Here is a 24,229-nt window from a genome sequence, read left to right on the forward strand (position 1 = left end):
GTGCTTCGACAGAACCTTCGTGATCGCCGCCGTCAACGTCGTCTTGCCGTGATCGATGTGACCAATCGTTCCCACGTTTACGTGAGGCTTAGACCGGTCAAATTTTTCCTTCGCCATCTTGTTCTCCTGTCAGATTTGCACACCCGGTCGTCTACGGCCGGGCTTGTTTCAAACTTGTTGTGGGGTTTGCGCAGCGCCTCAGTAGTAGGCGTACACCTTCAGATACTTTGACCGCAGTTCGAGAGCGACCTTCTCCAGGGAGGAGAGGTACAACTCGCGGATCATTCCCTTGTCGCCATCGCCCAGCTTGGCATAGCCCGCAGCAGCAGCGCTGCCCAGCTTGCCAGACGAGAGAATCTGCTCAAACTCGCGAATACGGAGCTTGGCGCGATCGAGCGACTTCAGGAAGTCCTGCACTTTTGCGGAAGAAAAAGAGCTCTCAACGGCGCTCTTGACCGCGTTAAATGTCTGCTGGTCTTGCACAGGAATTACTGCCTGTTCGTACATCCAATCTCCTCGACAGCACCGAAGCATCTGGAGCGGGAGACGGGAATCGAACCCGCGACCAACAGCTTGGAAGGCTGTGACTCTACCACTGAGTTACTCCCGCCCGCCTTACAACAGCTAATCGCCTTTGGCTCTTAGCTGCTTCGCCGTTTTGCGAAAGGCCAGAGGCCTGACAGCGAAACGGCTGAAATTCTGGAGCTGATGATGGGGCTTGAACCCATGACCTCTCCCTTACCAAGGGAGTGCTCTACCACTGAGCTACATCAGCTTCTTTTCATCCTGCCGGTACTTCATGCGGCCCAGCAGGATACGTACAGCAAAAAATCCTAGCAGAATCAGTGTGAGGGAGCGGTACTTGCCCGGCTCCATCGTTTCCCAGGCTGCTGCTGCCAGCCCAAGAAGCACTATAAACGCGATGGTCATTCGACCGGAACCGCCCGCGCTTAAATCCATCGGCTCCGCCCTCTTCAAACTCAATGGTGCACAGGGGAGGATTCGAACCTCCGTACGTCATTGACGGGCAGATTTACAGTCTGCTGCCATTAACCACTCGGCCACCTGTGCACGTTGCCACCCCTCTGCACGCAATTCCGCATCACAACTCAGGACAACCGTTGAAATGGCAGGAAGTGCAGCCGGAAGGGCGTTACTACCAAAACCTTCGCTGCTAAGGGAGCTTTGGAGCTGGCGAAGGGATTTGAACCCCCGACCGTCTGATTACAAATCAGATGCTCTACCAGCTGAGCTACGCCAGCCCAAACAGCAATCTGCGCTGCCCGCGTAGGAGCAGCGCAATTCCAAATCTAGCACAGGGGCGGCTGTGGGTAAACTCACCCTGGCACGCAGCGTTATCTTTTTACCTGGCGTCGCGTCCCACACTATAGTTTTCTGCTCTCTTCTGAGGTGTCTCCATGGTTCGCCTGCTTGCTTTTGGCTCATTGCTCGCCTTCGCACTTTCGCCCTGTCTGGCGCAGGATGTCACCGGCGCACAGGACAGCGGCCCGGCCTCGCCCAATGTTGCCGCTCCCAGGGAACCGAAGACTCTTTCAAACGACGCCGTCATCCGCATGACCAAAGCCGGCCTTGATGCCGACATCATCGCGCAGACCGTGCGCACTCAGCCAGGCATCTATACCACCGGCCCCGACGACCTTATCGCCCTCAAAGAAGCCGGCGTCTCGCAGCAGGTTATCTCCGCCATGATGGCGAAGAGCTCCGGTATCTTCACGCACGTAGAAAAGCCGCCTGTGGAGACAGCCCCGCTCTCCTCGCAGGTGGATGACATCGGCATCTACTACAAGATGCGCGAGACCCGTGACTGGGAACCCATGCCCATTGAACTGGTCAACTTCCGCCAGGGAGGAGCTCTCAAGTCCACGCTCACCAACGGCATCATCAAGAAAGACATGAACGGCCACGTGAAGGGCACAAGCTCCAGGCTGAATCTGCGCGCAGGAGACAAGGTATTGCTCTATGTTCCCAGCGGCACCTCTCCCGAGGAGTACATCTTCGTCCGCTTCCGTCAGCACTCCGACAACCGCGAGTTCCGCACCGAGACCGGCAACGTCTTCCACACCCAAACGGGAGCCGACCGCGACGCTGTGCCCTTCCATCCGGAAAAGATCGGCAAGAACATGTACAGCTTTGAGCTGGAAGAAAATATCGGGCCGGGTGAGTACGGCATCCTCCCTCCCGGCAATGTCAACGCCCGCGGCATGGCCAATGCCGGCAAGATTTATACCTTTGCGATTGGGAAGTAGAGAACGGCATCGCTTTTGTTTTTCTGTGTTGTCATTTCGTAGCGAAGCGAAGGAATCTGCTTCTCTGCAAAGTTCGCTTGCGCCCCACCCTCCGGCGATTCCGTTTGCCTCTCCGCCCGCAATCCCGCACAATCAATAACGCATGCGAAAACGCACGCGGTACTCGCTGCTCATCGCCCTCGCGCTGCTGGCTGCGCTGGTGGTCTCTATCCTTCTGCGCAAGAACGCACCGCCCGAAGTGGCGCGCCTTCTGCCGGAGTCGGATGGCATTCTCTACCTGAACCTCAAACCCATCCGTGCCGTCACAAAGCTGGAAAAGAAGACGATTCACCGGACACCGGACTACCAGAGGTTCACCGACGCGACCGGCTTCATCTTTGAGCGCGACCTGGACACCGTGGCTTTCTCGCTGCACCGGATGCAGGACCCCAACGGGCCCAATGGTCCGGTGGCCTACTCTGAGGTCTTCGAAGGCCGCTTTGACAGCAAGCGTCTGACCGACTATCTGCGGTCCATCTCCAGCGCCACCGAAAACTACGCCGGGCATGAGATCTTTACCGTGCCGGTGGAAGGCCGCACCCTGCGCGTCACCACGCTGGGCTATGACATGGTGGCCGCCTCCAACATGCCCACGGCCGAGCAGATCCATTCCATTCTCGACCGTTACCGCGCCTCGGCTTCGCCCTTCTCCGGAAACTCTCTGCTCAGCCAGCACTACAGCTCTATCCCGCTGCTGTCCTTTGCCTGGGGCATCGGGCAGATCGGTCTCCCCTTTACGGAGAACGGCAACATGAGCGCCGGCGGTGTGCAACTCCCCCTTCCACAGGACGCCACCTTCATTGCCTCGGCGCGCTTTGTCGGCTCTCTGCGTTTGCGGGTGGAAGAGATTGCCGCCAACAAGCAGGATGCTGCCCGCGACGCCGCCAACATGAATGTGTTGCTCACGCTCTTCCGCGGATTCGAGCTCAACCAGTCCCGCTCGGTCGAGGACTCGGTCATGCTGGAAACCCTGGCCAACGCCAAGGTGGAGCAAAAGGACGATCGCATTCTTCTCAACTCCACCGTATCGCTCGAAGCGCTCCGCCGGGCGTCCAATCCTCAGGACGAAAGAGAAGGAAAGGCGGACTGAGTTTTGAACAACCGTACGATTGTGCTGATGAAGGGAATTGTCTTTCCTCTCTGCCTGGTACCGTTCTTCGGCATAAGCTGGGCCTTCTGGCAGGCCTCGACCGGCGCGCAGCCAGACGCTCTCGGGGCTGACCCGGTCAACACGTTGACGCACTGGACCGGCGACTGGGCTCTGTGGATGCTGCTGGCCTCGCTTGCCATCACGCCTCTGCGTCGGCTCACGCCAAAGCTCGCCTGGCTCATCCGCTTCCGCCGGATGATCGGTCTGTTCGCCTTCTTCTACGCCACGCTCCATCTTGGAACCTACCTCTTCCTCTTCTCCGGCTATGACATCAACGGCGCCTGGGAGGGAATCAAGTCCGGCCACATCGGCATTTTGTTCGCCAACTTTGCCGCCGTCTGGCCCACCATCTGGGATGATGCCCTGAAGCGGAGGTTCGTACAGGTTGGCCTTCTGAGCTGGTTCATCCTGCTGCTGCTCACACTCACCAGCCCGCAATGGGTGCTGCGCAAAATGGGAGGCAAGCCCTGGCAGCGCCTGCATCGCTGGGTCTACGCCGCAGGCATTCTGGCCATCATCCACTACTGGTGGCTGGTGAAGAAGGGCGTCCTTACGCCCTGGAAGGACACCGCCGTCCTGGCCATCCTTCTACTGGCCCGCGTCGGCTGGACGTTGTGGAAGAAACGCAAAGTCCCGGCGCAGGCGGCAGCTCCGGTCGCTTAATATCCCGGCTTTTTGCTTTTTTTGTCTCTATTCCCCTGCAAGGATCTGCTTTTCCTGACTCACAACCCGGCGACGCCCCATTCCTCCGCGAAACGGGGATGAATCAGGGATACGCAACTTTCCCTTCGCGGACAGGTTCTAACAGACACGCGGAGGTACGTCCCCATGCGCCGAGCGTTTGTCCTTGCCGCTGTTGTTGTCCTTGTCCCTGCCCTGGCTCTCCCGGCGCAAATGCCGAAGGTGAAGCCGTCGAAATCTGCAAAGCCCGAGGCTCTCTTGCCCCTCACCGACCGTGAGCGAGCCCAGCAGTTGCTCAATCGCTTCACCTTCGGTGCGCGCCCCGGCGAGGTAGAGCAGGTGCTTGCCCAGGGAAGCGATAACTGGCTGAACCAGCAGCTCAGCCCCTCCGGCCTCAAGGACGATGTCGCCTCCCGCCGCATGGGCGACTACCCGGTTCTGCGCATGTCACCTGACCAGGTCGTACAGACCTTCCCTGCACAATTTGTGGTGCAACAGATCGCCGAAGGCAAGATCCCCAAGCCCGGAGGCCCGCAAACGGACCCGCAGCTTGCTTCTGTTTACGAGGTCGCGCTCTGGCGGTGGCAGAAGTCGCTCGACGACAAAAAAGTCGACGCCGATGGCACTACCCACATGCCCACTCCCGAGCAGCAGGAGGCCCAGAAGAAGGCGGACCAGGCCACCGCCGCGCGCATCGCAGGAGAACTCTTCGCCATCGATCGCAAGCAGCGCATGGCTGATCTTCTCTCCCGCCCCGTGCCCGACCGCGCCGCCTTCTGCCAGTACGTTGCCGGTGAGCAGAAGAACCTTCTCCTCGGCGAGTTCACACCTCGCGAGCGCGAGTTCTTCTACGCCATGGGAGCTACCGGTGGCTCCAGTTATCGCGCTCTGCAGGAGATCAGCGAGGCGAAGATGCTTCGCATGGTGCTGAGCGAGCGCCAGCTGCAGGAGGTGATGACCGACTTCTGGTTCAATCACTTCAACGTCTTCGGCCCCAAGGACTCTGACCAGTGGTACACCGCCGCCTACGAGCGCGATGCCATCCGCCCCTTCGCCCTGGGCAAGTTCCGTGACCTTCTGCTGGCCACGGCCAAATCCCCGGCCATGATGGTGTATCTGGACAACTACACCTCCATCGGCCCCAACAGCGAGGCCAACGGCGGCAAGCGGAAAGACGGCAAGCGCAACGGCCGCGGCCTGAACGAGAACTATGCCCGCGAAGTGATGGAGTTGCACACCGTCGGCGTCAACGGCGGCTATTCCCAGGAGGATGTGACCCATCTGGCAGCCATTCTGACCGGGTGGAGCGTCGACAATCCAAACCTGGGTAGCAAATTCGTCTTCGACCCTAAAAAGCACGAGCCCGGCGAGAAGCAGTGGTTCGGACAGACCATTCCCGACGACCCCAACAACGGCCAGCAGCAGGGCATCATCGCGCTGACAAAATTGGCGGCTATGCCGCAGACCGCGCACTTCCTCAGTTGGAAGCTGGCGCAGCGCTTCGTCGCGGACGATCCTCCACCCGCACTCGTCGACCGCATGGCCGATACGTACCTGAAGTCCGACGGCGACATCAAGAAGGTGCTGCTCACGCTCATCCATTCGCCCGAGTTCAACTCGCGCAAATACTTCCGCAACAAGGTCAAGACCCCAGAGGAGTTCCTTGCCTCCGCCTTCCGCGCCACGGCCACGGATCCCACCAACCCCGGCCAGATGGTCCAATCGCTGCGCCAGATGGGCATGCCGCTCTACGGGAAGCTGGAGCCGACCGGCTACTACCTCACCGCCGACCACTGGATGAATACCACCGCCCTGATCGACCGGCTGAACTTCGCCGTACAACTGACGCAGGGCAAGTACGGCGGCCAGAAGTTTGATTCCTCGCGCCTGCTGGCCGTCGGCCTGATGTCGCAGCCCAGCGTTGGTGGTGTGAAATCCGTGAACATGCCTGCCGCCGGCCCGGGCCCGCGCGCCCTGAAGGTGGCCGACATCACGACCACGCGCGGCCGCGGCCCCGCTGGCCTTACCGGCATGGACGTTGCTTTGGATGTGCTCGAAAAGACGCTGGTTGGCGGCCCGGTCTCCGACAAGACCAATGCGCTGATTCACCAGCAGGTCGCTCAGCCCGCACCGCAGGTCATCACGCCATCCCAGCCTGACAGCCAGCCGATGACGGCCACGCAGACACCGCAACCACAGCAGCCCCTCAGCCCACCGGACACGCTCAACATGCTCACGGCGCTGGTCCTCGGCTCACCGGAGTTCCAGATGCGCTAGGTTCTATCGGCACACAAGAACGCCTGTCATCTCGACCGGAGCGAAGCGGAGAGATCTGCATTCACGGCGTGAGCATAGACCCTTTGCAAATCATGGTTCCGCCCCGATACTGGCAGCATGACCAAACAGTTTCTGGCGGCAGCGGTCTTTGGCCTCGCACTCTCCGCGGCATCGGCACAGCAGTTGGACTTCAGGGTAACCGGAGCGCCCTTACGCGCGGACTCCGTCGACCCTGCCATCGCGCCCCTGCTCAGGCAGGTTTCGGCGACGCAGATCCAGAAGAACATTGAGAAGCTGGTCAGCTTCCACAATCGCTCCACGCTCTCCAGCATGGAGACGGGCCTTCCCGAAGGCACCGGTATCACCGCCGCCGCGGCATGGATCAAGTCCCAGTTCGAGCAGTACTCAAAAGACTGCGGCGGTTGCCTCGAGGTGAAGGAAGACACCTTTATCGAGCCCGCCGGCAAGCCCTCCGCGAACGGCGCTCCGCCGCGCATTAATCGCCCCACAAAACTCACCAACGTCTACGCCGTGATGAAGGGAACCGACCCCACACAGTCCGCCCGCAGGGTGCTGGTCACCGGCCACTATGACACCCGCGTGGGCGACGTGATGGACACGCACGCCTTCGCCCCCGGAGCCAATGACGACTCCAGCGGAACCGCCGTCAGCCTGGAGTGTGCCCGCGTCCTCAGCAAGGCAAAGCTGCCCGCCACCGTGATCTTCGTTGCTGTCGCCGGAGAAGAGCAGGGGCTCAACGGCAGCCGTCATCTCGCCCAGCTTGCCAAAAGCGAGGGATGGCAGCTTGAGGCCGTGCTGAATAACGACATCGTCGGCGGCAACACCACGCCCGGAGAGAAGCTGCAAAGCAAGTCGCTGGTGCGCGTCTTCTCTGAGAATGTTCCGCTCAACGCCACCGAGGCTGAAATGCGCCGCATGCTCTCGCTGGGCGAGGAAAGCGACTCGCCTTCGCGGCAGGTCGCCCGCGAGGTGCTCAGCGTCGCCCGCACGTATTTCCCCGTGCCCACCTCGGTCAAACCGGTCATGGTGCTCAGGCTGGACCGCTACCTGCGTGGCGGCGACCACTCCAGCTTCAACCGGGAAGGCTTCGCCGCTGTCCGCTTCTCCGAGTGGCGCGAGGACTTCCACCACCAGCACCAGCAGGTACGCACCGAGAACGGCATCGAGTACGGTGACCTGCTCAAATTTGACGACTTCGGCTACATCGCCCGCGTCGCCCGTCTGAACCTGGCCACTCTGGCGACCATGGCCACCGCTCCCGGCATGCCTGCAAAGGTGCGCATGGTTACCAGCAACCTGGACAACGACTCCATCCTGAAGTTTGACGCGCCCGAAGGCGCTCCCGAGGGCACCTGGTACCAGCTCGTCTGGCGCGAGACTAACGCCTCCGACTGGCAGTTCGCGGGCAAAGCCGCAGCCTATGCGGAGAAGGCCGACGGAGCGACCCACACCGTCACTCTGCCCGTCTCAAAGGACAACACCCTCTTCGGCGTACGCGCGTGCACCAGGGCTGGCATCTGCAGCCCCGCGGTCGCCCCGCTGTAAATAACGCATCCCGGTCACGATTCCGGGTGCCCCACATCTCGATTCTGAGATGTGGGAAAGTCGTCTGCTTGGTCATTCCGCAGAGAAAGCGGAGAAATCTGCTTTTCGCGTTTGCAGTGCTACCGCAGGTGCGCCAGCCAGTAGCCAAACAACGCCAGCACCAGCCCGGCTCCCAGGAAGGTAACCGTCTGGCGCGTCAGGTACTTCTCACGTCCGGAGGTCATGCGTGGCAGCAGGGGAAATCCCATGGCCAACCCGCAGACAAAGCCGCCCACGTGCGCCATGTTGTCGATGTGGATGCCGGTGTCGAAGACCATCGTCGCCAGGCCAATCGCCAGGTTCAGGATGGCGAACTGGATTACCGATCCGCGCAGCTTCTTCAGCTCCGGCCAGGGAATCGGCAGGTTCCGGTTCGACAGCAGCACGATCAGGATGCCGGCCAGGCCGAAGACCGCTCCCGAGGCTCCCGCTCCGGCCGAGCCCATCAGGGGGCACCAGTCCCGGTCCCAGATGCAGGCCATCACGTTGAAGGCCATGCTCAGCAGGTTTCCGGCGGCTCCGGTCAGAATGTAGACAAAGATCATGCCACGGCGGCCCAGCAGCGGCTCTCCCAGCAGACCCAGGTTCCACAGGCACCACATGTTGGTGGCCAGATGCAGCATGCCCACGTGGACGAACATGGCCGTCAGCAGACGCCACCACTGCCCCTCCAGCACCAGCACAGAGATATTCGCGCCATAGTGCTGCAGGTCGCGCGAACTGGGCAGCGTCGGAGAAACTCCATGCAGCACCATCCACGCAAAGACGGCGCAGTTCACGCCAACAAGGGTGTACGTTGCGGGAGCGGCAAGGAAATTCCAGCCTGAGGAGCGTCGGTTCTGCGGCTGCGTCTCGGGCGGCAGCACCTCGGCTTCAGGAGCGGAATAAGAAGATTGGCCAGCGGGGTCCATCAGTGGGGGTCTTGCTCTCTCAGGGTAGCACTTTCCAGCTTGGATGCTGCCGACCGGAAACAGGTGCCGCAAAAAACGACAAAGCCCCGGAAAACCGGGGCTTTGAGGAAAGCTGAAGCTGGATCAGGCGCGCTTGAAGCGCTCGCGGGCTTCTTCCGACATGCGATCCTGCAGCATGCCGTTCAGTACCTTGGGGGCAGGGGTCGCAATGGCGACCAGGACCCACGCAATGGTCGAGAACAGCAGACCGGCAACGGCGGCATCCTTCATTGTCAGCGCCCATTCCACGCGGCGCAGGTGCAGATGCGCCAGCGCAACCTGCGACAGGCCGGCATAACGGTGCAGAATTCCCACCGCGACGACAAACGCCAGCACCGAAAGCGTGCTGACAACAATCAGGGAGACATCAATGGTCCGGTGCAGCTGCTGACGGCTCCGGCAGTGCTCGCATGAGGCCAGATGGCGCTCATAGTCCACGCGCATCTCCGGTGTAAGGCCAGAGATGTCATATCGCCATCCGGAAAGAATGTCGCCTACTACCTGGTCCGTGCATTCTGATGTGCGCATGCAACTCCTTCCTGGCCCAAAGCCTTAGTTTTCATGCGGAATGTGAATACCATTTTACAAAAATTTGACTTTCTGCCGTTACAAAAAGATTCACGTATCGGCGGTTAAAGGCACAGCGGCTCCATCGGAGCATCCTGCCTTGCGAGCAGCACCTTGTTGCCCAGAAGACCCATTTTTCCGTTCAAAGCCTCTTCCGCCGCCATCCGTGCCAGCTCGGGAAGGTTATTGCTTTCAGACAGATGCGCCAGGATCACGAACTGCGCTCCGCCGTCATAGTCTTTGCTCAGAAATTCCGCCGCGGCGTGGTTGGACAGGTGGCCTACTCGCGACATCACTCTCTGTTTGACGCTCCACGGGTACGGTCCGTCCCGCAGCATCTCCGGATCGTGGTTTGACTCCAGCATCAGCACGTCGCACCGCTTGACCGCCAGCTTGACGTTGGGTGGCATATAGCCAAGATCCGTCGCCACCGCCACCCGGCAGCCCTCCGCCTCAAACACAAACCCACAGGGGTCGGCTGCATCGTGCGGAATCGTAAAGGGGTTCACCGAGATGTCGCCGACGGTGAATCCGCGTCCTGCGGCAAAGTACTCCACCGTAGGCAGGCGGGCAGGATCAGCCTTGGGAGCCTCGGTTTCGGTCTCAGCCTCGTCGGCAATGCCTTCGGCGGCGGCCGCAGTCATCGTGGCAACCTCGCCATCCGGCCCCTGGCCGTAGCGGGCTTCCATCTCCTGCTCGCGGCCGGCCAGCCACTGGGCATAGGTCATGCGCTTCTGCGGCGTTACCTGCCGCACCCAGGCGCGGTGGGTCTGCTCGGTGAAGTACACCGGGATGCCCAGCTTGCGGGCCAGCACCGGCAGACCGTTCACATGGTCCAGATGTTCATGGGTAATCAGGATAGCGTCCAGCGCCTCCGGCTCTTCGCCCGCGGCGCGCATGCGCTTCATCAGCTCGCGGCAGCTCAGCCCGGCATCCACCAGAAGGCGCGTGGAACAGGAGGAGACCATGGTGCTGTTTCCCTTGGAACCCGAAGCCAGCACCGTCATCCGCATGACTTAAACGATACGCCCCTCCGCTGTGCAAACGGAGGGGGTATTTTTCGTGGTTCCGGGCCGGTTTTCCTGCCCGGAATACCGGACGCTTACTTTTTCGGCTTCAGCGGAGCCAGGAAGTTCACCCGGCTGCGCATCACAACCTCGTCGCGCTGGTTCAGCGTGATGGTGGAGATGGTGATTACACCGTAGTTCGGCCGCTTGTGCGACTGCCGCACACCCACCACCTCGGTGTCCGTATGAAGGGAGTCATTCGGGCGCACCGGCATGGTCCAGCGGATCTCTTCCACGCCCGCGCCGATCATACCGCCGGCTACCTTGATGGTCTCCACGCGCATGCGCATCACGATAGCCGCCGTCAGCCAGCCGGAAGCCGCCAGGCCGCCGAAGAAGGAGTTCTCGCCGGCCGTTTCATCCAGGTGAAAGGGCTGAGGGTCATACTTCTCGCCGAATTCCTTGATGTCGGTGGCGGTAATCTTCACGCTGCCGTGCGATTGAAACTTCTGTCCAAGGTGGAAATCTTCAAAGTAAAGCTCGTTGGCCATACGCTCCTCTGTTGAGCGAAGTCTATCAAAGCGCGATGCGGACCAGCAGGCAGGTGATGTTGTCTCCGCCGCCCATGACGTTGGCCTCGCCGATCATCGACCGGCATACCAACTCCAGATCGCTCCCTGCGGCGCGCAGATGGCGCGCTAGGTCGTTGTCGGAAAGATCGCGGATCAGGCCGTCCGAGCACAGCAGGTACAGGTCACCCGGAAGGGCATCCTCGCAGCGAATCTCCGTCTCCAGCTCCGGATGCGACCCCACCGCGCGCGTAATCACGTTGCGTACCGGCGAGAACTCAGCCTCTTCGGCCGTCATCAGGCCCGCACGCACCTGCTCTTCCACCAGAGAGTGGTCTTCGGTCATGCGTTGCAGCTTGCCGTCGCGCAGACGATAACAGCGTGAGTCGCCCGCATGCGCGATCCATGCCTCAAAGGGAGTCTCGTGGCCCTCTTCACCCGGCTGCAGCAGTATGGAGACCAGCGTGGTGCCCATACCACGCAACTCGCGGGAGCTGCGTGCCTTGGCAAGAATGGCCTTGTTCGCGGAGGCAACCGCCTCGTCCAGCAGTTGCGCAGGCGAGGCGCGGCGCTTGGACGCCTTGCGAGCGATGAACTCTTTCAGAAAAGTTTCGACCGCCAGGTGGCTGGCCACTTCGCCCGCTGCGGCTCCGCCCATGCCGTCGCAGACCACAAACAGCCCCGCCTTTGCATCCGCGCCGCAGGCGTCTTCATTGCCTTTGCGGACACGGCCCACATCCGACAGCATCGCGTGCTCGAGCTTCAGTTCTGTACGGGGTCCCATCCCATCACCGACGATACACGCTTCTGCAGCCAGAGGACGATTGCATTTTTCACGGCATCGGTTAGCCTCTAACTCTGTGGGACAAATCCTGTTTGGCGACAATCTACCCAAGCTCAAGAAGCTGGCTGCAGGCTCAGTCCCGCTGATCTATATCGACCCGCCCTTCAACACCGGGCGCGTGCAGAAGCGGCAGCGCATCCGCATCGTGCGTGATGAAGCCAACGGCGACCGCAGCGGATTCGCAGGCAAACGCTACCGCACGGAGAAGCTTGACGGCCCTTCCGGATACCTGGACGTCTTCGATGACTTTCTCGGCTTCCTTCGCCCGCGCCTTGAAGAAGCCCACCGCATCCTCACGCCCAACGGCTCCATCTTCCTGCACCTGGACCCCCGCGAGGTGCACTACGCCAAGGTGATGATGGACGGCATCTTCGGCCGCGAGAGCTTTCAGAACGAAATCATCTGGGCCTACGACTACGGCGCACGGTCGAAGTCCCGCTGGCCGGCCAAGCACGACAACATCCTCTGGTACACGAAGGACCCGTCCGAATTCACCTTCAACTTAGCCGAGTGCGACCGCATTGAGTACATGGCGCCCAAGCTGGTCGGTGCCGCCAAGGCCGCTAAAGGCAAAACGCCTACGGACGTCTGGTGGCACACCATCGTCTCGCCCACCGGCAAGGAGAAGACCGGGTACCCCACGCAAAAGCCGCTCGGCGTGATGGAACGCATCATCAAGGTGCACTCTAACCCCGGGGACCTGGTGCTGGACTTCTTCGCCGGCTCCGGCACCACCGGCGTAGCCGCTGCGCAAAACGGCCGCGACTTCCTGCTGATGGACTCAAGCCGCGAAGCCGTCGCCATCATGCGCAAACGGCTTGCGAAATGGATGCGGAAAAAGAAGTAGCTGAATCCAACAATAAAAGCTTGTCATCCCGGCCGAAGGCGTATCGCGCCTTCGGCCGGGATACAGATGGGGGAGTGGCTGCCCCTAGCGTGCCGTCCGCGTCCAAGAGAGCAACCCACTCCTGCGTAGTATGGGAGCGCGGCTTTCTCTTGGAGTGTTGCGATGCGGTTGCGGCGCACAACCCGGGCGGTTGGCATGGCGCTGGTGCTGCTGGGCGTGGGATATGCGCAGCGCGGCTTCCGGGAGTATCCGTCGGTGGAGTATGGCCGGCGCTCGCCGCTTCCCGATGACTGGCAGAAGCCGGGCGAATGGACCTTTGCGCGTCTGATGTTTCCCGGCGGGCCGCTGGATGGCTATCGTGGGCGTTTTGACGGCCCATGGCAGGAAGGACTATCGCTTTGGACGCAGGACTACCCCAAGGCCGACCGCGATTTTGCTGCGAGTGTCCGCCGCCTGACACGCATTGATGCGCGCAGCGTGGAACAGCCGGTGAACCTTGAAAACGGTGACGAGGTCTATGACTATCCGTGGATCTATGCCGTGCAGGTAGGCGAATGGGGACTGACCGGGACACAGGGCGCGAAGCTGCGCGACTACCTGCTGCGTGGCGGATTCTTTATGGCTGACGACTGCCATGGTTCAGAAGAAGAGGCGTACTTCACCAAGACGATGAAGATGGTCTTTCCGGAGCGCGACCTAGTGGAGATTCCGGATAATGACCCGGCCTTTCATACGGTCTTCGATCTGACCGAGCGCATCCAGGTTCCAGGCGCGGAGCACCTGAACAACGGCTACAAGAAGGACGGACGCGTGCCGCACTGGAAGGGAATCTACGACGACAAGGGGCGGCTGATGGTGGCGCTGAGTTTGAACTCTGACATTGGCGATTCGTGGGAGTTCTACGACTCGCCTTGGTATCCGCTGAAGTATTCGGAGATGGGGATCAAACTGGGTGTGAACTATGTGCTGTATGGGATGACGCATTGAGGACTAGCAGTGCACAAATGCCGGTCTCTCCACTCCGCGCAACGCGCTCCGGTCGAGAGGGCAGAAACTAACCGAGTGCTCAGGATGACCCAAAAAACGAAACCCACCCTTCGTGATGTGGCTGCGAAGGATGGGCAAGAGCTTGCGCTTTACCTGTTGATCGTCTTCATGCCGGTGGCGTTGTAGCGGTCGCCTGCGACGGCGCCCTTGGGCACTGCGGCTTCGATCTCCGCAAGCTCTGTTGCGGTGAACTCGATCTGCGCCGACGCCGCGTTCTCGTCCAGGTATTTGCGGCGCTTGGTGCCCGGGATGGGGACAATGTCGTTGCCCTGTGCCAGTACCCAGGCGATGGCAAGCTGGCTGGCTTTGACACCTTTCTTCGCGGCCAGATCTTCCAGCTTCTGGACCAATAGCAGGTTCTTGTCCAGGTTCTCGCCGGAGAAGCGCGGGTAACGGGAGACGCGGGCGTCGGAGGCGTCGAGCCTGGAGGTGTCCTTGATGGCTCCGGTCAGGAAGCCGCGGCCCAGCGGCGAGTAGGCGACAAAGCCGATGCCGAGTTCGCGTACGGTGGGAAGAATCTGTTCTTCCACGTCACGCTCCCACAGAGAGTACTCGGTCTGCAGCGCGGTGATGGGATGCACCTTGTGCGCGCGGCGAATGGTTTCGGGGTTGGCCTCGGACAGGCCAAGGTACTTCACCTTGCCGGCCTGCACCAGCTCGGCCATGGCACCGACGGTCTCCTCAATGGGAACGTTGGGGTCGACGCGGTGCTGGTAGTAGAGGTCGACATAGTCGAGCCCGAGGCGCTGCAGCGAGGCATCGAAGGCCCGCTTCACATATTCGGGACGGCCGGAGACCTCCCAGAAGGCGGGGTCTTCGGGCTTGCGAAGATTACCAAACTTGGTGGCGAGGAAGACCTCGTCGCGGCGCGGTTTGATGGTCCTTCCAACCAGTTCTTCGTTGTCGCCCATGCCGTAGACATCGGCGGTGTCGAGGAAGGTGATGCCGAGATCGAGCGCTCGCAGCAGCGTGGCGGCGGATTCCGTGTCATTGCGATCGCCGTAGAACTCGCTCATGCCCATGCAGCCAAGGCCGAGACGAGAGACGACGGCACCCTGAGAACCGAGTTTGACCTTTTCCATGCATGTTGGATGCCTCTGGGCTCCGCAAGGGTTCCGTCAGATTGCAACAGGCGGTACGGCGGCGGCCCTGCGGGCTCGCATACTGCGGTCGATACCGGTGGCGAGACGCAGAAAGATCCAGTACAGCAAGGGAGCCACGATGGCCGCAAACAGCACCCATGCGGCCACACCGGCTACCAACATGCGCCATAGCTGGTGAAACGCGACGCCGGGATTAGTTTTCACGGCGGCCGTGATCTGTTGCAGCGTCATGGTGGTGCGTTCGGAACGCAGCAGCCATTGCCCCATGCGGATGAACGGCAATAGAAGCGCAAGCTGCAGCGGATAGACAAGGTAGTTGGTCAGCTGAGCAGCCGGCAGGTTGAGCCGCAGTACGAATACCGCCAGAAGGCAGATCGCCGTTGTAGTCCCAAGCACAGGGAATACGCCGATCACCGCTCCAGCCGCCATGCTCAACGCAAGTCGGTGCGGCGTGATACCGTCCAGCAGCAGGTTGCGGAGGGGAAGAACGATACGGCGCTCAAGAAAGTCAGGCATGGTGGGATGTTGTTATTCCACGACGCCGTCGAACATGTCCGTGGTCATCGCCGCTGGCTGTGGCGTGGAGGCCGACATCAACAGGTAGAACTCCTGCTTGCCGAACTTGTCCAGGTACGGCCTGACGCTTTCCAGCACCGGCAACTGCGAGGCGTGCATCTCGAAGGCCAGGATACGCACCGGCAACACCGCTTCCGTGTTCAGTACGCAGGTCCACGGGGCAGGCATCAGCGGCTGGCGGTCGGGAATCGTGAAGTTGGTGGTGATGTGGTACAGCCGCTGCGCCAGGTGCGGCTCCAGATCAAGCTCCGGGTAGCGCTTGGGCCGGCCGGCCCAGTGATAAGCGGCCGTTGTGATGGCGGAGACCATGGTGTGGTCGGGATGCGTGTTCAGACCGCCGTCGAGGCCGAAGGTGACGACAACATGCGGCTTGAAAGTCCGCATGCGCTCGACCAGCTTCTTTCCCGCTTCTTCGACATCGGCGTGGACGAGCTGGGCGTCGTGATAATCCAGCAACTCATGGTGCTTGATGCCGAGTACCTGGCAGCTTGCGGCGAACTCTTCGCGGCGGATGCGGCCCAGCTCCTTGCTATCTGCGGAGCTGCCGCGGTTGGTGGCCGCCTGCCCGTCGGTCAGGCAGATGCAGCTGACCTCCACGCCGCTGCGGGTTGCCAGGGCAATCGCGCCTCCAAAGGCAAAGCACTCGTCGTCGGGGTGTGCGACGATGACCATCATCCTCAAGCCCATGCTGTGTTCTCTCCACTGGCGCTTTCGTTGAGCGCTTCTTCGTCAAAGGGCAGGCTGCCCGTTTCTACTACGGTGTCAGGACCGGCGCCGGCTACCGGAGCAAAGCTGCGGCGGTGCAGCGGTGTGGGTCCCAGTTCTTTGAGGGCGCGTTTGTGCGCCGGGGTCGCATAGCCTTTGTGTGAGGACAGACCGTAGCCGGGGTGTACCTCGTCCGCGGCACACATCAGGGCATCGCGGTGCACCTTGGCCACGACGGAAGCCGCCGCGATGGACAGTGAGAGCGAGTCGCCGTAGACCAGCCTGGTCTGCGCGCAGGGATGGTCGATGCGCATGGCGTCGATCAGCAGGTGGTCAGGCGCGATGCCCAGCCCGGCGACGGCGTTGAGCATGGCCAGACGCGATGCCTGGTAGATGTTGATGCGGTCGATGGTCTCTGCCGCGACCTCGGCCACGCAGACGGCCAGGGCCATGGCTCGCACCTGAAGATCGAGCCGTTCGCGGTCTTCGCGAGCCAGTTGTTTTGAATCGGTCAGACCGGCGGCGGCAAGTTCGGCGCACTGCTCGGGCAGAATGACGGCTGCTGCGACGACCGGACCATACAGGGCGCCACGGCCAACCTCGTCGACGCCCGCGATCAGGCGGTATCCCTTGAGCCGCAACGCCTGCTCACACTCGTCGGAGCAGACCAGCTGCCGCAGCATCCTCTGCTTGGCGGTGGAGGCAGCGAGCGGCTTCCCGGTGCGGGGGGAGACGGCTTTGGAACGGGGCAGCGGCATCGTCTGATTTCCAGTGTATCGCCTCACTTTTTGTAATCCTCCGCAGTTCGGCATATGCTTGCCAGCAAGATTCTCCCCAGGAAAGAGGAAACCCCGCGATCCGGCAACAACCGGGCGTGGAGAAACACGTTTTTATGCAGTGGAAATGGATGTGTTCTCTGGTGGTTTGCGCTGCGGCCCTGGTGGCAGCGCAGGATGCTTCACAGCCGGAAGGACCGGCCCAACCGACAGGCCCGGCAAAGCATGGCGGCCTGTTCAGCAGGAAGCCGAAGGTCGTCCTGAGCCCCGAGGAAGAGGCTCGCCAAAAAGCAGAGATCCAGCGGCAGATCGATGTCCTGCCGCGGCAGGGAGCGCCGATTCTGGATGAGAGCGGAAAACAGATTCTGGACCCCGATGCCAGGCCGATGTTTCAGCCTGCTCCCCGGCCGTTGCTGGACAAGCATGGTCAACCCGTCCTGGACGAGGATGGAAAACTGCTGCTGCAGACGAAGGACCACCTGGGCTATGACGCCCACGGCAAGAAGCTGAAAGCGGAAAAGGAGAAGATCCCGAAGAAGGTTCCGGTCACGATTGAACAGGGCACGCTGACCGTGGACGGATGGACAGGCAAGGCGCGGCTGAACTATGAGATCGACGATCTGAAGTACCTGTACATCTACGCTCCAGGCATTGGGAACACAGTGGTTTCCACGCTGCCGTTTCCGGGAGCTACCGCGCAGAAGAATGCCTTCGACGGCAAAACACTGACGATCAGCGTGGGCGAGCACCAGTTACAGATTGCCGGGGAAAAGCCGCTGCTTCACCAGAAGCATCCTGTGCCGGCCTACGTGCTGGTGGACAGGGAGTACAGCCGGGAGTCGCGCTTTCCCGTGATGGGGTACGGCCCCCTGCGCCGCGCGCCGTATGCCTGGCCGGCAGCCAAAGCCGTGGAAACAAGAGCTCCCGCACTGCCGAAGGAAGTTATGCCGGTGCTTGCCAGGCCAGCGGAGACACCGGGAAAACAGCCGTAGAGGGGTGCAACTTAAACACGAAAAAGCCGGCCTTTGGGCCGGCTTTTCGCGTCAAAAAATGACGCCGAGGCGTTACTTTACGCGCTCGACTTCCTTCAGGCGGGCAGCCTTGCCACGCAGAGCGCGGATGTAGAACAGCTTGGCGCGACGCACCTGGTAGGAGCGAACCTTCTCGACCTTGTCGACAACCTTGGAGTTGTACGGGAAGATGCGCTCGACGCCCTGGCCGAAGCTCATCTTGCGAACCGTGAAGCTGCCCTGGGGGCCCTTCTTCGTGGCGATAACCAGACCCTCAAAGGCCTGCAGGCGCTCTTTGTCGCCTTCCTTGATCTTTACCTGCACGCGGACGGTGTCTCCGGGGCCGAATTCGGGAAGATCGGTCCGCTGGAGTTTCGCGGCAAGTCTCTGCATGATGGGGTTGATTGACATGACACACTTTTCCTTCGAAGAGTCGAAGTTTCAGTTTACAGGAAAGTCATACAGATGGGAACCTTCGCAGGCACCCCGCAGAGATTTTCCTTCAGGAAAGTTCCGGATCAGCCCGTCTGCTGATTGTTTTCCCGCTGCAGGCGCTCGTTCCAGGCGGCCAGAGGCTTGATTTCCGGCTGGGGAAGCTCCCTTCCCTTAACCGAAGCGGCCGTGGACTCCGCCTGAGGGGCACGGGGCAGGAACCAGTCGTTCAGGATTCCGGCAACGGCCTGCGTCGTTTCCGGCGCCATGCCGTGGATGCGGGCAGCGAGCCACGCCTGCGGAGTAATGGTCAGCTCCGCTTTCCGGGCGGCGACGGCATGGAAGATGCGGTTGGCGGCGCGCTTGGTGCTGGCGGAAAGTCCCGGTGTGGTGGCCGCGGCGGCAAACCACTGGTACTCCTTCGCGGCATCGCCCCGGAACTGCGCCTGAACGTGCGAGCCGGTGCGCAACAGCCCCGGGCAGACGGTGGTGACGAAGATCTTTTTCGATTTCAGCTCGGAACGGAGACCTTCGGAGAAGCCGGTTAGGGCAAATTTCGACGCGGTGTAGGGCAGCATGTGCGGCATGGCCAGCTTGCCGCCGATGGACGCGATGTTGACGATAGAGCCGGAGCCACGCACCAGCATCTGCGGCAGGACGGCGTGAATGGTGTTGAGCGCGGAGAAGAAGTTCACGCGCATGGCCTCGTCAAAGGCGGAGATGGGCTGATCTTCGATGGGCCCGACCTGGATGATGCCGGCGTTGTTGATCAGAACGTCAACGCGGCCAAAGTGGGTGGTGGCGCGCTGGATCAGGTCTGCGGCCGCCTTCTCGTCGGTGAGGTCGCAGGGCACCAGAAGTACGTCCTCGGCGTATTTCACGGCGGCACGGTCCAGCAGCATCTGGCGGGCTCGGAGAAGCTCATCCGCATCGCGGGCGGCGAGCACCAGCGAGGCTCCGCCACGGGCAAAGCGCTGGGCGAGAGCCAGACCGAGGCCGCGCGATCCTCCGGTGATGACGACCACCTTGTTGCGGATGGCCTTCTTGCGCTTCTGTGCGACGTAGACCGCCCCGGCGGTAATGGCCATGCCGGCGGCGCCCAGAAGCACCTGCGCTGTGGGATTGGTGGCCGTGGCGGAGCGGTAAAGCTTGCGCAGCGCGAGTTTCTTGCCGATTTTGAAGAGGATGCCCATGTCTTTTCTTTCAGACGGCAATTTGATGCACCCAGTTGCTAGACGGTGCTTCCGGAGTGCCAAACCGTCCAATATAGTGACAGAAGAACCATTATGGCGACGAAGCGTAAATCGAAGGGTGCTTACATGATCTCGGCTGTGGCCGAGATGTATGACATACATCCGCAGACGCTGCGCCTGTATGAGCGCGAAGGTCTGCTGCGTCCGTCGCGGTCGGACGGAAACACGCGGCTGTACACCGATGAAGACCTGGAGCGGCTGGAGTTCATCCTGAACCTGGCGCGCGACCTGGGAGTAAACATCGCCGGCATCGCCATTGTTCTGCAGATGAGGGAGCGCATGGAAGAGATGAACCGCCAGATGCAGAACTTTGTGGAATACGTCCGCACGGAGATGCTGACCCGCATGCAGCAGGCACAGCAGCCGCAGGGGCCGGGACTTGTGCCCTTCAAGCGGCCGGTGAATCCGAAAAAATAATCCACGATGATCTTCTGGTTGTTACGCGTCCTGTTTTATCTCGTGTGCTTGGGTACGGTGACCTCGGCCATTTACACCGGCATGGTGGTGGTGGCCGCGTTGAAGTACAACACTCGCAAGCGCCGCGCCGAGCGGCTGCCCGCTGACTTTATTCCTGCTGTAAGTGCCTGCAAGCCGCTGCATGGCGAGGAGCCTGGGCTTGAGAAAAATCTCGCCAGCTTCTTTGAGCAGCAGTATCCCGGTGCGTGGGAGCTGATCTTTGTCGCCCGTCACGCGAGCGATGCGGGTCTGCAGCTGGCGCAGAAGGTGGGCGAGCGCTATCCGCAGGTGAAGGCGCGTTACCTGACCTGTGGCGAGCCGCAGTATCCCAATGCCAAGATGTTTTCGCTCGGTGTGCTGGCTGAGGCTGCGGAGCATGAAGTCCTGGTGAGCAGCGATGCTGATGCACGCGTGGCCCAGGATTACCTGCTGCGCTGCGTGCAGGACCTGAAGGACGGCACGGTGCTTTCGTCGTGCCTGTACCGCGGCACCGTGGACGAGCCGAACCTGGCCACCGAACTGGACGCTATGGGCAAGACGGTGGAGATGTGCGCCGGCGTTCTGGTGGCGACGATGGTGGAAGGTGGAACGAAGTTTTCGCTCGGCGTAACGATGATCCTGCACCGCCAGGCCTTTTATGATGCCGGTGGCTACGAAGATCTGGGCCAGTACCATGCGGAGGACTTCATCCTGGGCAACCGGTTGGCCGAGCAGGGGAAGAAGGTCATCATGTCGCCGCATGTGATCAACCTGATTGTGCCGAAGACGACGCTGAACCTGAGCTTCCGCAACCAGCTGCGCTGGATGCAGAGCACGCGCCGCTCGCGTCCGGCGGGACATCTTGGTACCGGGCTGACCTTTGCCCTGCCCTTTGGCGTGCTGGGACTGATCTGGGGGCTGGCGGCGGGACGTCCGCTGCTGGGGCTTGGGTTCCTGGCCATTGCCTGCATCAATCGCATGGTGAAGGCCTTCACCATGCTGTCAGTATTGGACGATCCGAACCGCACGCGCTATACGCTGCTGTATCCGCTGCGCGATCTGATGGGCGGCATCCTGTGGCTGTGCAGCTATCTGCCGGGTGAGATGTATTACCACGGCGGGCTGTATGAGCTGACGCCGGATGGCCGGTTGAAGCGGCGGAATTAAGATTCATCGCGTCTTTACACAGGTGCACTACCGTGTTGGCCATGAATCGCCGCGACTTTCTTTCGTTTGCAGGAACCGCCGGGGCAGCCGTTGCCCTGGGAGCCGCCACGCCCTCCGCACAGGCTCAGCAGCCGGGCTTCCGCTTTATTTTTCTGACGGACACGCATATTCAGCCGGAGTTGAACGCGGCCAAGGGCTGCGAGATGGCGTTCAAGAAGATGCGTACGGAGAAGGTGGACTTTGCCATCCAGGGTGGCGACCATGTCTTCGACTCGCTGGAGGTGCCGACCTCGCGCGCTCTGAGCCTGTTTGACCTGTACGACAAGACGGCGCAGGACCTGAGCCTGAAGGTGCACCACACCATCGGCAACCATGATGTCCTGGGCATCTACCCGAAGAGCGGTGTTTCGCCGACCGATCCGCTCTATGGCAAGAAGACCTTTGAGGACCGCATGGGCGCGCGCTATCGCTCGTTCGACCACAAGGGTGTTCACTTCGTGATACTGGATTCGATTGGCATCACGGACGACCGCGCTTACGAGGGCCGCATCGACGCGGCGCAGGTGGCATGGCTGGCCGATGACTTGAAGAAGCTACCGAAGGGAACGCCGGTGATTGTGACCAGCCATATCCCGATCATCTCGGCCTATGACCAGTACCTGAAGCCTTCGCCGAAGCCGGCGGCGCACCATGGCCTGACGGTGATCAACTCTTACGAGATGGTGACGCTGTTCCAGCAGTACAACGTGCTGGCGGTGCTGCAGGGCCACACCCATGTGAACGAGGTGGTGGAGTATCGCGGCGTGAAGTACATTACCGGCGGAGCGGTGAGCGGCAACTGGTGGAAGGGCACACACATGGGCGCTCCGGAGGGGTACACGGTGGTGTCAGTGGAGAACGGCAAGGTATTGACGCAGTACCAGACGTATGGCTTCCAGGCGGTGGTGCGGGAAGACAGTTAGGGTTCGTGCCTGTCACCCCGACCCGAGGCGCAACATGCCGCAGGGACCTGCATTTGCTTTTTCTTGTCCGTCATTCCGCAGTGCAGCAAAGGAATCTGCTTCAGCCTTTGCCGTTCTTGTTCTTTTGTCTTCCTGAGCGCAGCGAAGGACCTGCTTTCTTCCACCCAGCCAGACTCGACCGGGGAGAGCAGGTCCCTGAATCCGCTACTTACAGCTCGCCGTCACCGGGTTGCACCGGAACCCGTCCGTAAACGGTTTTACCTGGTAGGTATTGCCGTAGATGTTCGGCTCCAGCGGGTAATCGGTGGAGATGATTTGCGCTCCGCTCCGCAGTGTTCCTTCGCGACGCGTGGTGTCGTTCTTGCGCGCTTCGTAGGTGTCAATGTCCGCGCGCGAGCGAACGAAGTATCCCTTGCGGACCAGCTCTTCCACGCGGCCCGGCTTGATGGTCGCGTTGTCCACCATCACAAAGGCGGTATGCTTCATGCCCGGCAGGCCCTGCACAAACGCCGCTCGGCCTTCCAGGTTCTCATGACCTTCCAGATACGGCGCAAACGCCTTGAAGTTCAGCCCCGGCACCAGGAACAGGAAGAGGAACTTGCCGCGTGTCTCGGATACTTTTGGCCATGCCTTGGCCAGTGCCGCCTCTTCCACGGTGGCGTGTGTCCCGCGCAGATCATCCGGCGTAAACAGCCGCTCGCGTCCCATCACGCGCACAATCTCCGTGTCCACCTCGTCAAACGCTGCCTTGTCGAAGGCACCCACCGTAACCGCCCCTGGGACCACCTTCTCCAACCCGGACAGCTTCGGCTCCAGCAGAATGAAGACCGGGCTGTGGCCGGGGTTCGCATCCGACCACTGGCGCAACAGCTTCAGGCACTGCTGAAAGCGCGGGCACTGGCTGCGGAAGTCGATATCGGCCATGTGGAAGACCTTCATGCCCGGCTGTTCCAACTGTTCCTCGTAGATGGGCGCAAGGTCGGTTTCCCCCTTGGCGCGTAGTTCCCGGTAAGGCAGCGGATCGGCATACAGGCCGCCCTTCGGATCGGCCTGCAGGTCCAGCTCCAGGCTGCGCACGCCGGCCCGCAGTTGCATCTCCAGCGGAGCCTGGATGTAATCCAGCCCATCGGCAAAGGCATCCGCCAGCGGATTCGGATGTTCTTCCTTCATCGCCGCAGCCTGCTCAGCCGGCATGTGCTGCATCATGCCCTCAATCATCGGCTTAAGCCGTGGACCCATCACCTGCATCACGCGCGGATCGGCGGGCATCTGGTAGCTATTGTGCGTGCCTACCACCTGAATCTGGTTAAGACGCAGATCGTTCTGTGCAAGGGCAGGTAGTACGCAGACCATCAGGGCCAAAGGAAGCAGCATTCTCATGCTGCCGATCCTAGAGCAGGCGTGTAATCCTCAGGTAAATGCCGCACCGCTCCTCACATCGCACCACCCGGCATCTTCTCGACGCGGGCCATGACCTCTCAGCATGCCTGCGCATGCTGCCGTCAGGGCTCTTCGCGCTGCTTGAAAGCAAGCTGCACCCGGTCACGGTCACCAACGGCCACGCCGCCCTGCTGCACCATGGGCAGGATGCCTTCGCAAGGTTCCGCTTCTGCATCACCCATTCCAGGCTTGAAGCCTCGCAGACTGCGGCTGGTACCTTCACCTACGATGGCCCGGTCGACGAGGCCGAGCAAGCCCTGCTCACCGCAGGCTTCCGCCGCCGCCGTGGCGCTCACGCCGGTCAACGCGAGTTCCGAACGCGCGGACACTGGCTTACCGGGGCAGACTCCGCGCACTTCCTCTTGTTTGAACTCCCGCTCCATCCCGGCAACCCCGGCCGGACCCAGGGAGAGTTTCACTTCGGCGAACACACGCCCTACTCGCCCCTGGGCTGGCTGTTTCATTGGCTGCTGGAAGCGCACCGCTAGCGTTACTCCAGAAAGCTCACAATTTCCGCGGC

General features: G+C 61.3%; 27 protein-coding genes and 4 tRNA genes. 12 read left to right on the forward strand and 19 right to left on the reverse strand.

Annotated elements, in window-relative coordinates:
- The 7 genes from OHL13_RS00015 to OHL13_RS00045 form a co-directional block, all read right to left on the reverse strand.
- Positions 1-117: GTP-binding protein (locus tag OHL13_RS00015; RefSeq protein WP_263409093.1), on the reverse strand; the 117-nt coding region annotated here is incomplete at its 3' end.
- Positions 118-198: 81 nt separating this feature from the next.
- The gene (locus OHL13_RS00020; protein ID WP_263408064.1) at positions 199-507 is read right to left on the reverse strand and encodes a hypothetical protein; all 309 of its coding nucleotides are present in this window, start codon (positions 505-507) and stop codon (positions 199-201) included.
- Between the two features lie 28 nt (positions 508-535).
- Positions 536-610: transfer RNA gene (locus OHL13_RS00025), tRNA-Gly, on the reverse strand.
- A gap of 90 nt (positions 611-700) precedes the next feature.
- Positions 701-775 (reverse strand) — tRNA-Thr (locus tag OHL13_RS00030).
- On the reverse strand, positions 766-960 hold the full coding sequence (locus OHL13_RS00035; protein WP_263408065.1) for a hypothetical protein: 195 nt from the start codon (positions 958-960) through the stop codon (positions 766-768). Before OHL13_RS00035 ends, OHL13_RS00030 begins: the two co-directional genes overlap by 10 nt.
- Positions 961-984: 24 nt before the next feature.
- A tRNA-Tyr gene (locus OHL13_RS00040) sits at positions 985-1,071 on the reverse strand.
- 115 nt (positions 1,072-1,186) lie between these two features.
- Positions 1,187-1,262: transfer RNA gene (locus tag OHL13_RS00045), tRNA-Thr, on the reverse strand.
- Positions 1,263-1,418: 156 nt separating this feature from the next.
- On the opposite strand from OHL13_RS00045, the gene OHL13_RS00050 reads away from it, so the two are divergent.
- The 5 genes from OHL13_RS00050 to OHL13_RS00070 all read left to right on the forward strand — a co-directional run bounded on the left by OHL13_RS00050 (position 1,419) and on the right by OHL13_RS00070 (position 7,980).
- On the forward strand, positions 1,419-2,267 hold the full coding sequence (locus OHL13_RS00050) for a hypothetical protein (RefSeq protein WP_263408066.1): 849 nt from the start codon (positions 1,419-1,421) through the stop codon (positions 2,265-2,267).
- Positions 2,268-2,409: 142 nt separating this feature from the next.
- A complete protein-coding gene (locus tag OHL13_RS00055) occupies positions 2,410-3,396 on the forward strand; it encodes a hypothetical protein (protein ID WP_263408067.1) in 987 nt (328 codons plus the stop codon).
- A 3-nt stretch (positions 3,397-3,399) separates the two neighbouring features.
- Positions 3,400-4,119 (forward strand): protein-methionine-sulfoxide reductase heme-binding subunit MsrQ, encoded by a 720-nt coding sequence (locus OHL13_RS00060; protein WP_263408068.1) that lies wholly within the window; start codon positions 3,400-3,402, stop codon positions 4,117-4,119.
- A 165-nt stretch (positions 4,120-4,284) separates the two neighbouring features.
- A complete protein-coding gene (locus tag OHL13_RS00065; protein WP_263408069.1) occupies positions 4,285-6,414 on the forward strand; it encodes a DUF1800 domain-containing protein in 2,130 nt (709 codons plus the stop codon).
- Between the two features lie 117 nt (positions 6,415-6,531).
- Positions 6,532-7,980 carry a M20/M25/M40 family metallo-hydrolase gene (locus OHL13_RS00070; RefSeq protein ID WP_263408070.1) on the forward strand — a complete coding sequence of 483 codons (1,449 nt, stop codon included), beginning with the start codon at positions 6,532-6,534 and terminating at the stop codon, positions 7,978-7,980.
- A gap of 119 nt (positions 7,981-8,099) precedes the next feature.
- Here OHL13_RS00070 and OHL13_RS00075 read toward each other — a convergent pair whose 3' ends face one another.
- From OHL13_RS00075 to OHL13_RS00095, 5 genes are all read right to left on the reverse strand, one after another.
- Positions 8,100-8,930 (reverse strand): rhomboid family intramembrane serine protease, encoded by an 831-nt coding sequence (locus OHL13_RS00075; protein ID WP_263408071.1) that lies wholly within the window; start codon positions 8,928-8,930, stop codon positions 8,100-8,102.
- A 123-nt stretch (positions 8,931-9,053) separates the two neighbouring features.
- A complete protein-coding gene (locus OHL13_RS00080) occupies positions 9,054-9,497 on the reverse strand; it encodes a hypothetical protein (protein ID WP_263408072.1) in 444 nt (147 codons plus the stop codon).
- Between the two features lie 104 nt (positions 9,498-9,601).
- Entirely contained in the window at positions 9,602-10,549 is a 948-nt protein-coding gene (locus OHL13_RS00085) for an MBL fold metallo-hydrolase (RefSeq protein WP_263408073.1), read from the reverse strand.
- 89 nt (positions 10,550-10,638) lie between these two features.
- On the reverse strand, positions 10,639-11,094 hold the full coding sequence (locus OHL13_RS00090) for a MaoC family dehydratase (RefSeq protein ID WP_263408074.1): 456 nt from the start codon (positions 11,092-11,094) through the stop codon (positions 10,639-10,641).
- Positions 11,095-11,119: 25 nt separating this feature from the next.
- Positions 11,120-11,896 (reverse strand): PP2C family protein-serine/threonine phosphatase, encoded by a 777-nt coding sequence (locus OHL13_RS00095; protein ID WP_263408075.1) that lies wholly within the window; start codon positions 11,894-11,896, stop codon positions 11,120-11,122.
- Between the two features lie 76 nt (positions 11,897-11,972).
- Between OHL13_RS00095 and OHL13_RS00100 the strand changes: the two genes are divergently transcribed.
- Both OHL13_RS00100 and OHL13_RS00105 read left to right on the forward strand, forming a co-directional pair.
- Positions 11,973-12,803 carry a DNA-methyltransferase gene (locus tag OHL13_RS00100; protein ID WP_263408076.1) on the forward strand — a complete coding sequence of 277 codons (831 nt, stop codon included), beginning with the start codon at positions 11,973-11,975 and terminating at the stop codon, positions 12,801-12,803.
- A 162-nt stretch (positions 12,804-12,965) separates the two neighbouring features.
- A complete protein-coding gene (locus OHL13_RS00105) occupies positions 12,966-13,790 on the forward strand; it encodes a DUF4159 domain-containing protein (RefSeq protein WP_263408077.1) in 825 nt (274 codons plus the stop codon).
- Positions 13,791-13,939: 149 nt separating this feature from the next.
- Here the strand turns inward: OHL13_RS00105 and OHL13_RS00110 are convergent, their stop codons facing one another.
- From OHL13_RS00110 to OHL13_RS00125, 4 genes are read right to left on the reverse strand one after another with little or no spacing between them, the layout of a single operon-like run.
- A complete protein-coding gene (locus tag OHL13_RS00110) occupies positions 13,940-14,932 on the reverse strand; it encodes an aldo/keto reductase (protein ID WP_263408078.1) in 993 nt (330 codons plus the stop codon).
- A gap of 36 nt (positions 14,933-14,968) precedes the next feature.
- Positions 14,969-15,469 (reverse strand): DUF2062 domain-containing protein, encoded by a 501-nt coding sequence (locus OHL13_RS00115; RefSeq protein WP_263408079.1) that lies wholly within the window; start codon positions 15,467-15,469, stop codon positions 14,969-14,971.
- Between the two features lie 12 nt (positions 15,470-15,481).
- Positions 15,482-16,216 carry a PIG-L deacetylase family protein gene (locus tag OHL13_RS00120; RefSeq protein WP_263408080.1) on the reverse strand — a complete coding sequence of 245 codons (735 nt, stop codon included), beginning with the start codon at positions 16,214-16,216 and terminating at the stop codon, positions 15,482-15,484.
- Complete coding sequence (locus OHL13_RS00125; protein ID WP_263408081.1) at positions 16,207-16,992, reverse strand: ribonuclease HII; 786 nt, start codon at positions 16,990-16,992, stop codon at positions 16,207-16,209. The genes OHL13_RS00120 and OHL13_RS00125 overlap by 10 nt, the downstream gene beginning before the upstream one ends.
- 134 nt (positions 16,993-17,126) lie before the next feature.
- Here OHL13_RS00125 and OHL13_RS00130 point away from each other — a divergent pair, with 134 nt between their 5' ends.
- A complete protein-coding gene (locus OHL13_RS00130) occupies positions 17,127-18,002 on the forward strand; it encodes a hypothetical protein (RefSeq protein ID WP_263408082.1) in 876 nt (291 codons plus the stop codon).
- Positions 18,003-18,074: 72 nt separating this feature from the next.
- Here the strand turns inward: OHL13_RS00130 and rplS are convergent, their stop codons facing one another.
- Together rplS and OHL13_RS00140 are read right to left on the reverse strand one after the other, a co-directional pair.
- Positions 18,075-18,431, reverse strand: coding sequence for a 50S ribosomal protein L19 (gene rplS, locus OHL13_RS00135; RefSeq protein ID WP_399254932.1), 357 nt, complete (start codon positions 18,429-18,431; stop codon positions 18,075-18,077).
- A gap of 107 nt (positions 18,432-18,538) precedes the next feature.
- A complete protein-coding gene (locus OHL13_RS00140; protein ID WP_263408083.1) occupies positions 18,539-19,645 on the reverse strand; it encodes an SDR family NAD(P)-dependent oxidoreductase in 1,107 nt (368 codons plus the stop codon).
- Between the two features lie 93 nt (positions 19,646-19,738).
- Between OHL13_RS00140 and OHL13_RS00145 the strand changes: the two genes are divergently transcribed.
- From OHL13_RS00145 to OHL13_RS00155, 3 genes are read left to right on the forward strand one after another with little or no spacing between them, the layout of a single operon-like run.
- Positions 19,739-20,122: a MerR family transcriptional regulator gene (locus OHL13_RS00145; protein ID WP_263408084.1), complete on the forward strand. Its 384-nt coding sequence runs from the start codon at positions 19,739-19,741 to the stop codon at positions 20,120-20,122.
- A 57-nt stretch (positions 20,123-20,179) separates the two neighbouring features.
- Positions 20,180-21,307, forward strand: coding sequence for a glycosyltransferase (locus OHL13_RS00150; protein ID WP_263408085.1), 1,128 nt, complete (start codon positions 20,180-20,182; stop codon positions 21,305-21,307).
- Between the two features lie 41 nt (positions 21,308-21,348).
- On the forward strand, positions 21,349-22,269 hold the full coding sequence (locus OHL13_RS00155) for a metallophosphoesterase family protein (protein WP_263409095.1): 921 nt from the start codon (positions 21,349-21,351) through the stop codon (positions 22,267-22,269).
- 204 nt (positions 22,270-22,473) lie between these two features.
- Here the strand turns inward: OHL13_RS00155 and OHL13_RS00160 are convergent, their stop codons facing one another.
- A complete protein-coding gene (locus tag OHL13_RS00160; RefSeq protein ID WP_263408086.1) occupies positions 22,474-23,649 on the reverse strand; it encodes a phosphatidylinositol-specific phospholipase C1-like protein in 1,176 nt (391 codons plus the stop codon).
- 38 nt (positions 23,650-23,687) lie between these two features.
- Here OHL13_RS00160 and OHL13_RS00165 point away from each other — a divergent pair, with 38 nt between their 5' ends.
- A complete protein-coding gene (locus tag OHL13_RS00165) occupies positions 23,688-24,197 on the forward strand; it encodes a hypothetical protein (RefSeq protein ID WP_263408087.1) in 510 nt (169 codons plus the stop codon).
- The last annotated feature ends 32 nt before the right edge of the window (positions 24,198-24,229 follow it).

Origin of the sequence: Terriglobus tenax (genome assembly GCF_025685395.1) — a bacterium.
GTDB lineage: Bacteria > Acidobacteriota > Terriglobia > Terriglobales > Acidobacteriaceae > Terriglobus > Terriglobus tenax.

Coding starts and splice junctions, on each gene's coding strand:
- OHL13_RS00020 (WP_263408064.1), bottom strand. CDS start 507: ATGTACGAACAGGCAGTAATTCCTGTGCAAGACCAGCAGACATTTAAC.
- OHL13_RS00035 (WP_263408065.1), bottom strand. CDS start 960: ATGGATTTAAGCGCGGGCGGTTCCGGTCGAATGACCATCGCGTTTATA.
- OHL13_RS00050 (WP_263408066.1), top strand. CDS start 1,419: ATGGTTCGCCTGCTTGCTTTTGGCTCATTGCTCGCCTTCGCACTTTCG.
- OHL13_RS00055 (WP_263408067.1), top strand. CDS start 2,410: ATGCGAAAACGCACGCGGTACTCGCTGCTCATCGCCCTCGCGCTGCTG.
- OHL13_RS00065 (WP_263408069.1), top strand. CDS start 4,285: ATGCGCCGAGCGTTTGTCCTTGCCGCTGTTGTTGTCCTTGTCCCTGCC.
- OHL13_RS00070 (WP_263408070.1), top strand. CDS start 6,532: ATGACCAAACAGTTTCTGGCGGCAGCGGTCTTTGGCCTCGCACTCTCC.
- OHL13_RS00075 (WP_263408071.1), bottom strand. CDS start 8,930: ATGGACCCCGCTGGCCAATCTTCTTATTCCGCTCCTGAAGCCGAGGTG.
- OHL13_RS00080 (WP_263408072.1), bottom strand. CDS start 9,497: ATGCGCACATCAGAATGCACGGACCAGGTAGTAGGCGACATTCTTTCC.
- OHL13_RS00085 (WP_263408073.1), bottom strand. CDS start 10,549: ATGCGGATGACGGTGCTGGCTTCGGGTTCCAAGGGAAACAGCACCATG.
- OHL13_RS00090 (WP_263408074.1), bottom strand. CDS start 11,094: ATGGCCAACGAGCTTTACTTTGAAGATTTCCACCTTGGACAGAAGTTT.
- OHL13_RS00095 (WP_263408075.1), bottom strand. CDS start 11,896: ATGGGACCCCGTACAGAACTGAAGCTCGAGCACGCGATGCTGTCGGAT.
- OHL13_RS00105 (WP_263408077.1), top strand. CDS start 12,966: ATGCGGTTGCGGCGCACAACCCGGGCGGTTGGCATGGCGCTGGTGCTG.
- OHL13_RS00110 (WP_263408078.1), bottom strand. CDS start 14,932: ATGGAAAAGGTCAAACTCGGTTCTCAGGGTGCCGTCGTCTCTCGTCTC.
- OHL13_RS00115 (WP_263408079.1), bottom strand. CDS start 15,469: ATGCCTGACTTTCTTGAGCGCCGTATCGTTCTTCCCCTCCGCAACCTG.
- OHL13_RS00120 (WP_263408080.1), bottom strand. CDS start 16,216: ATGGGCTTGAGGATGATGGTCATCGTCGCACACCCCGACGACGAGTGC.
- OHL13_RS00125 (WP_263408081.1), bottom strand. CDS start 16,992: ATGCCGCTGCCCCGTTCCAAAGCCGTCTCCCCCCGCACCGGGAAGCCG.
- OHL13_RS00130 (WP_263408082.1), top strand. CDS start 17,127: ATGCAGTGGAAATGGATGTGTTCTCTGGTGGTTTGCGCTGCGGCCCTG.
- rplS (WP_399254932.1), bottom strand. CDS start 18,431: ATGTCAATCAACCCCATCATGCAGAGACTTGCCGCGAAACTCCAGCGG.
- OHL13_RS00140 (WP_263408083.1), bottom strand. CDS start 19,645: ATGGGCATCCTCTTCAAAATCGGCAAGAAACTCGCGCTGCGCAAGCTT.
- OHL13_RS00145 (WP_263408084.1), top strand. CDS start 19,739: ATGGCGACGAAGCGTAAATCGAAGGGTGCTTACATGATCTCGGCTGTG.
- OHL13_RS00155 (WP_263409095.1), top strand. CDS start 21,349: ATGAATCGCCGCGACTTTCTTTCGTTTGCAGGAACCGCCGGGGCAGCC.
- OHL13_RS00160 (WP_263408086.1), bottom strand. CDS start 23,649: ATGAGAATGCTGCTTCCTTTGGCCCTGATGGTCTGCGTACTACCTGCC.
- OHL13_RS00165 (WP_263408087.1), top strand. CDS start 23,688: ATGCCGCACCGCTCCTCACATCGCACCACCCGGCATCTTCTCGACGCG.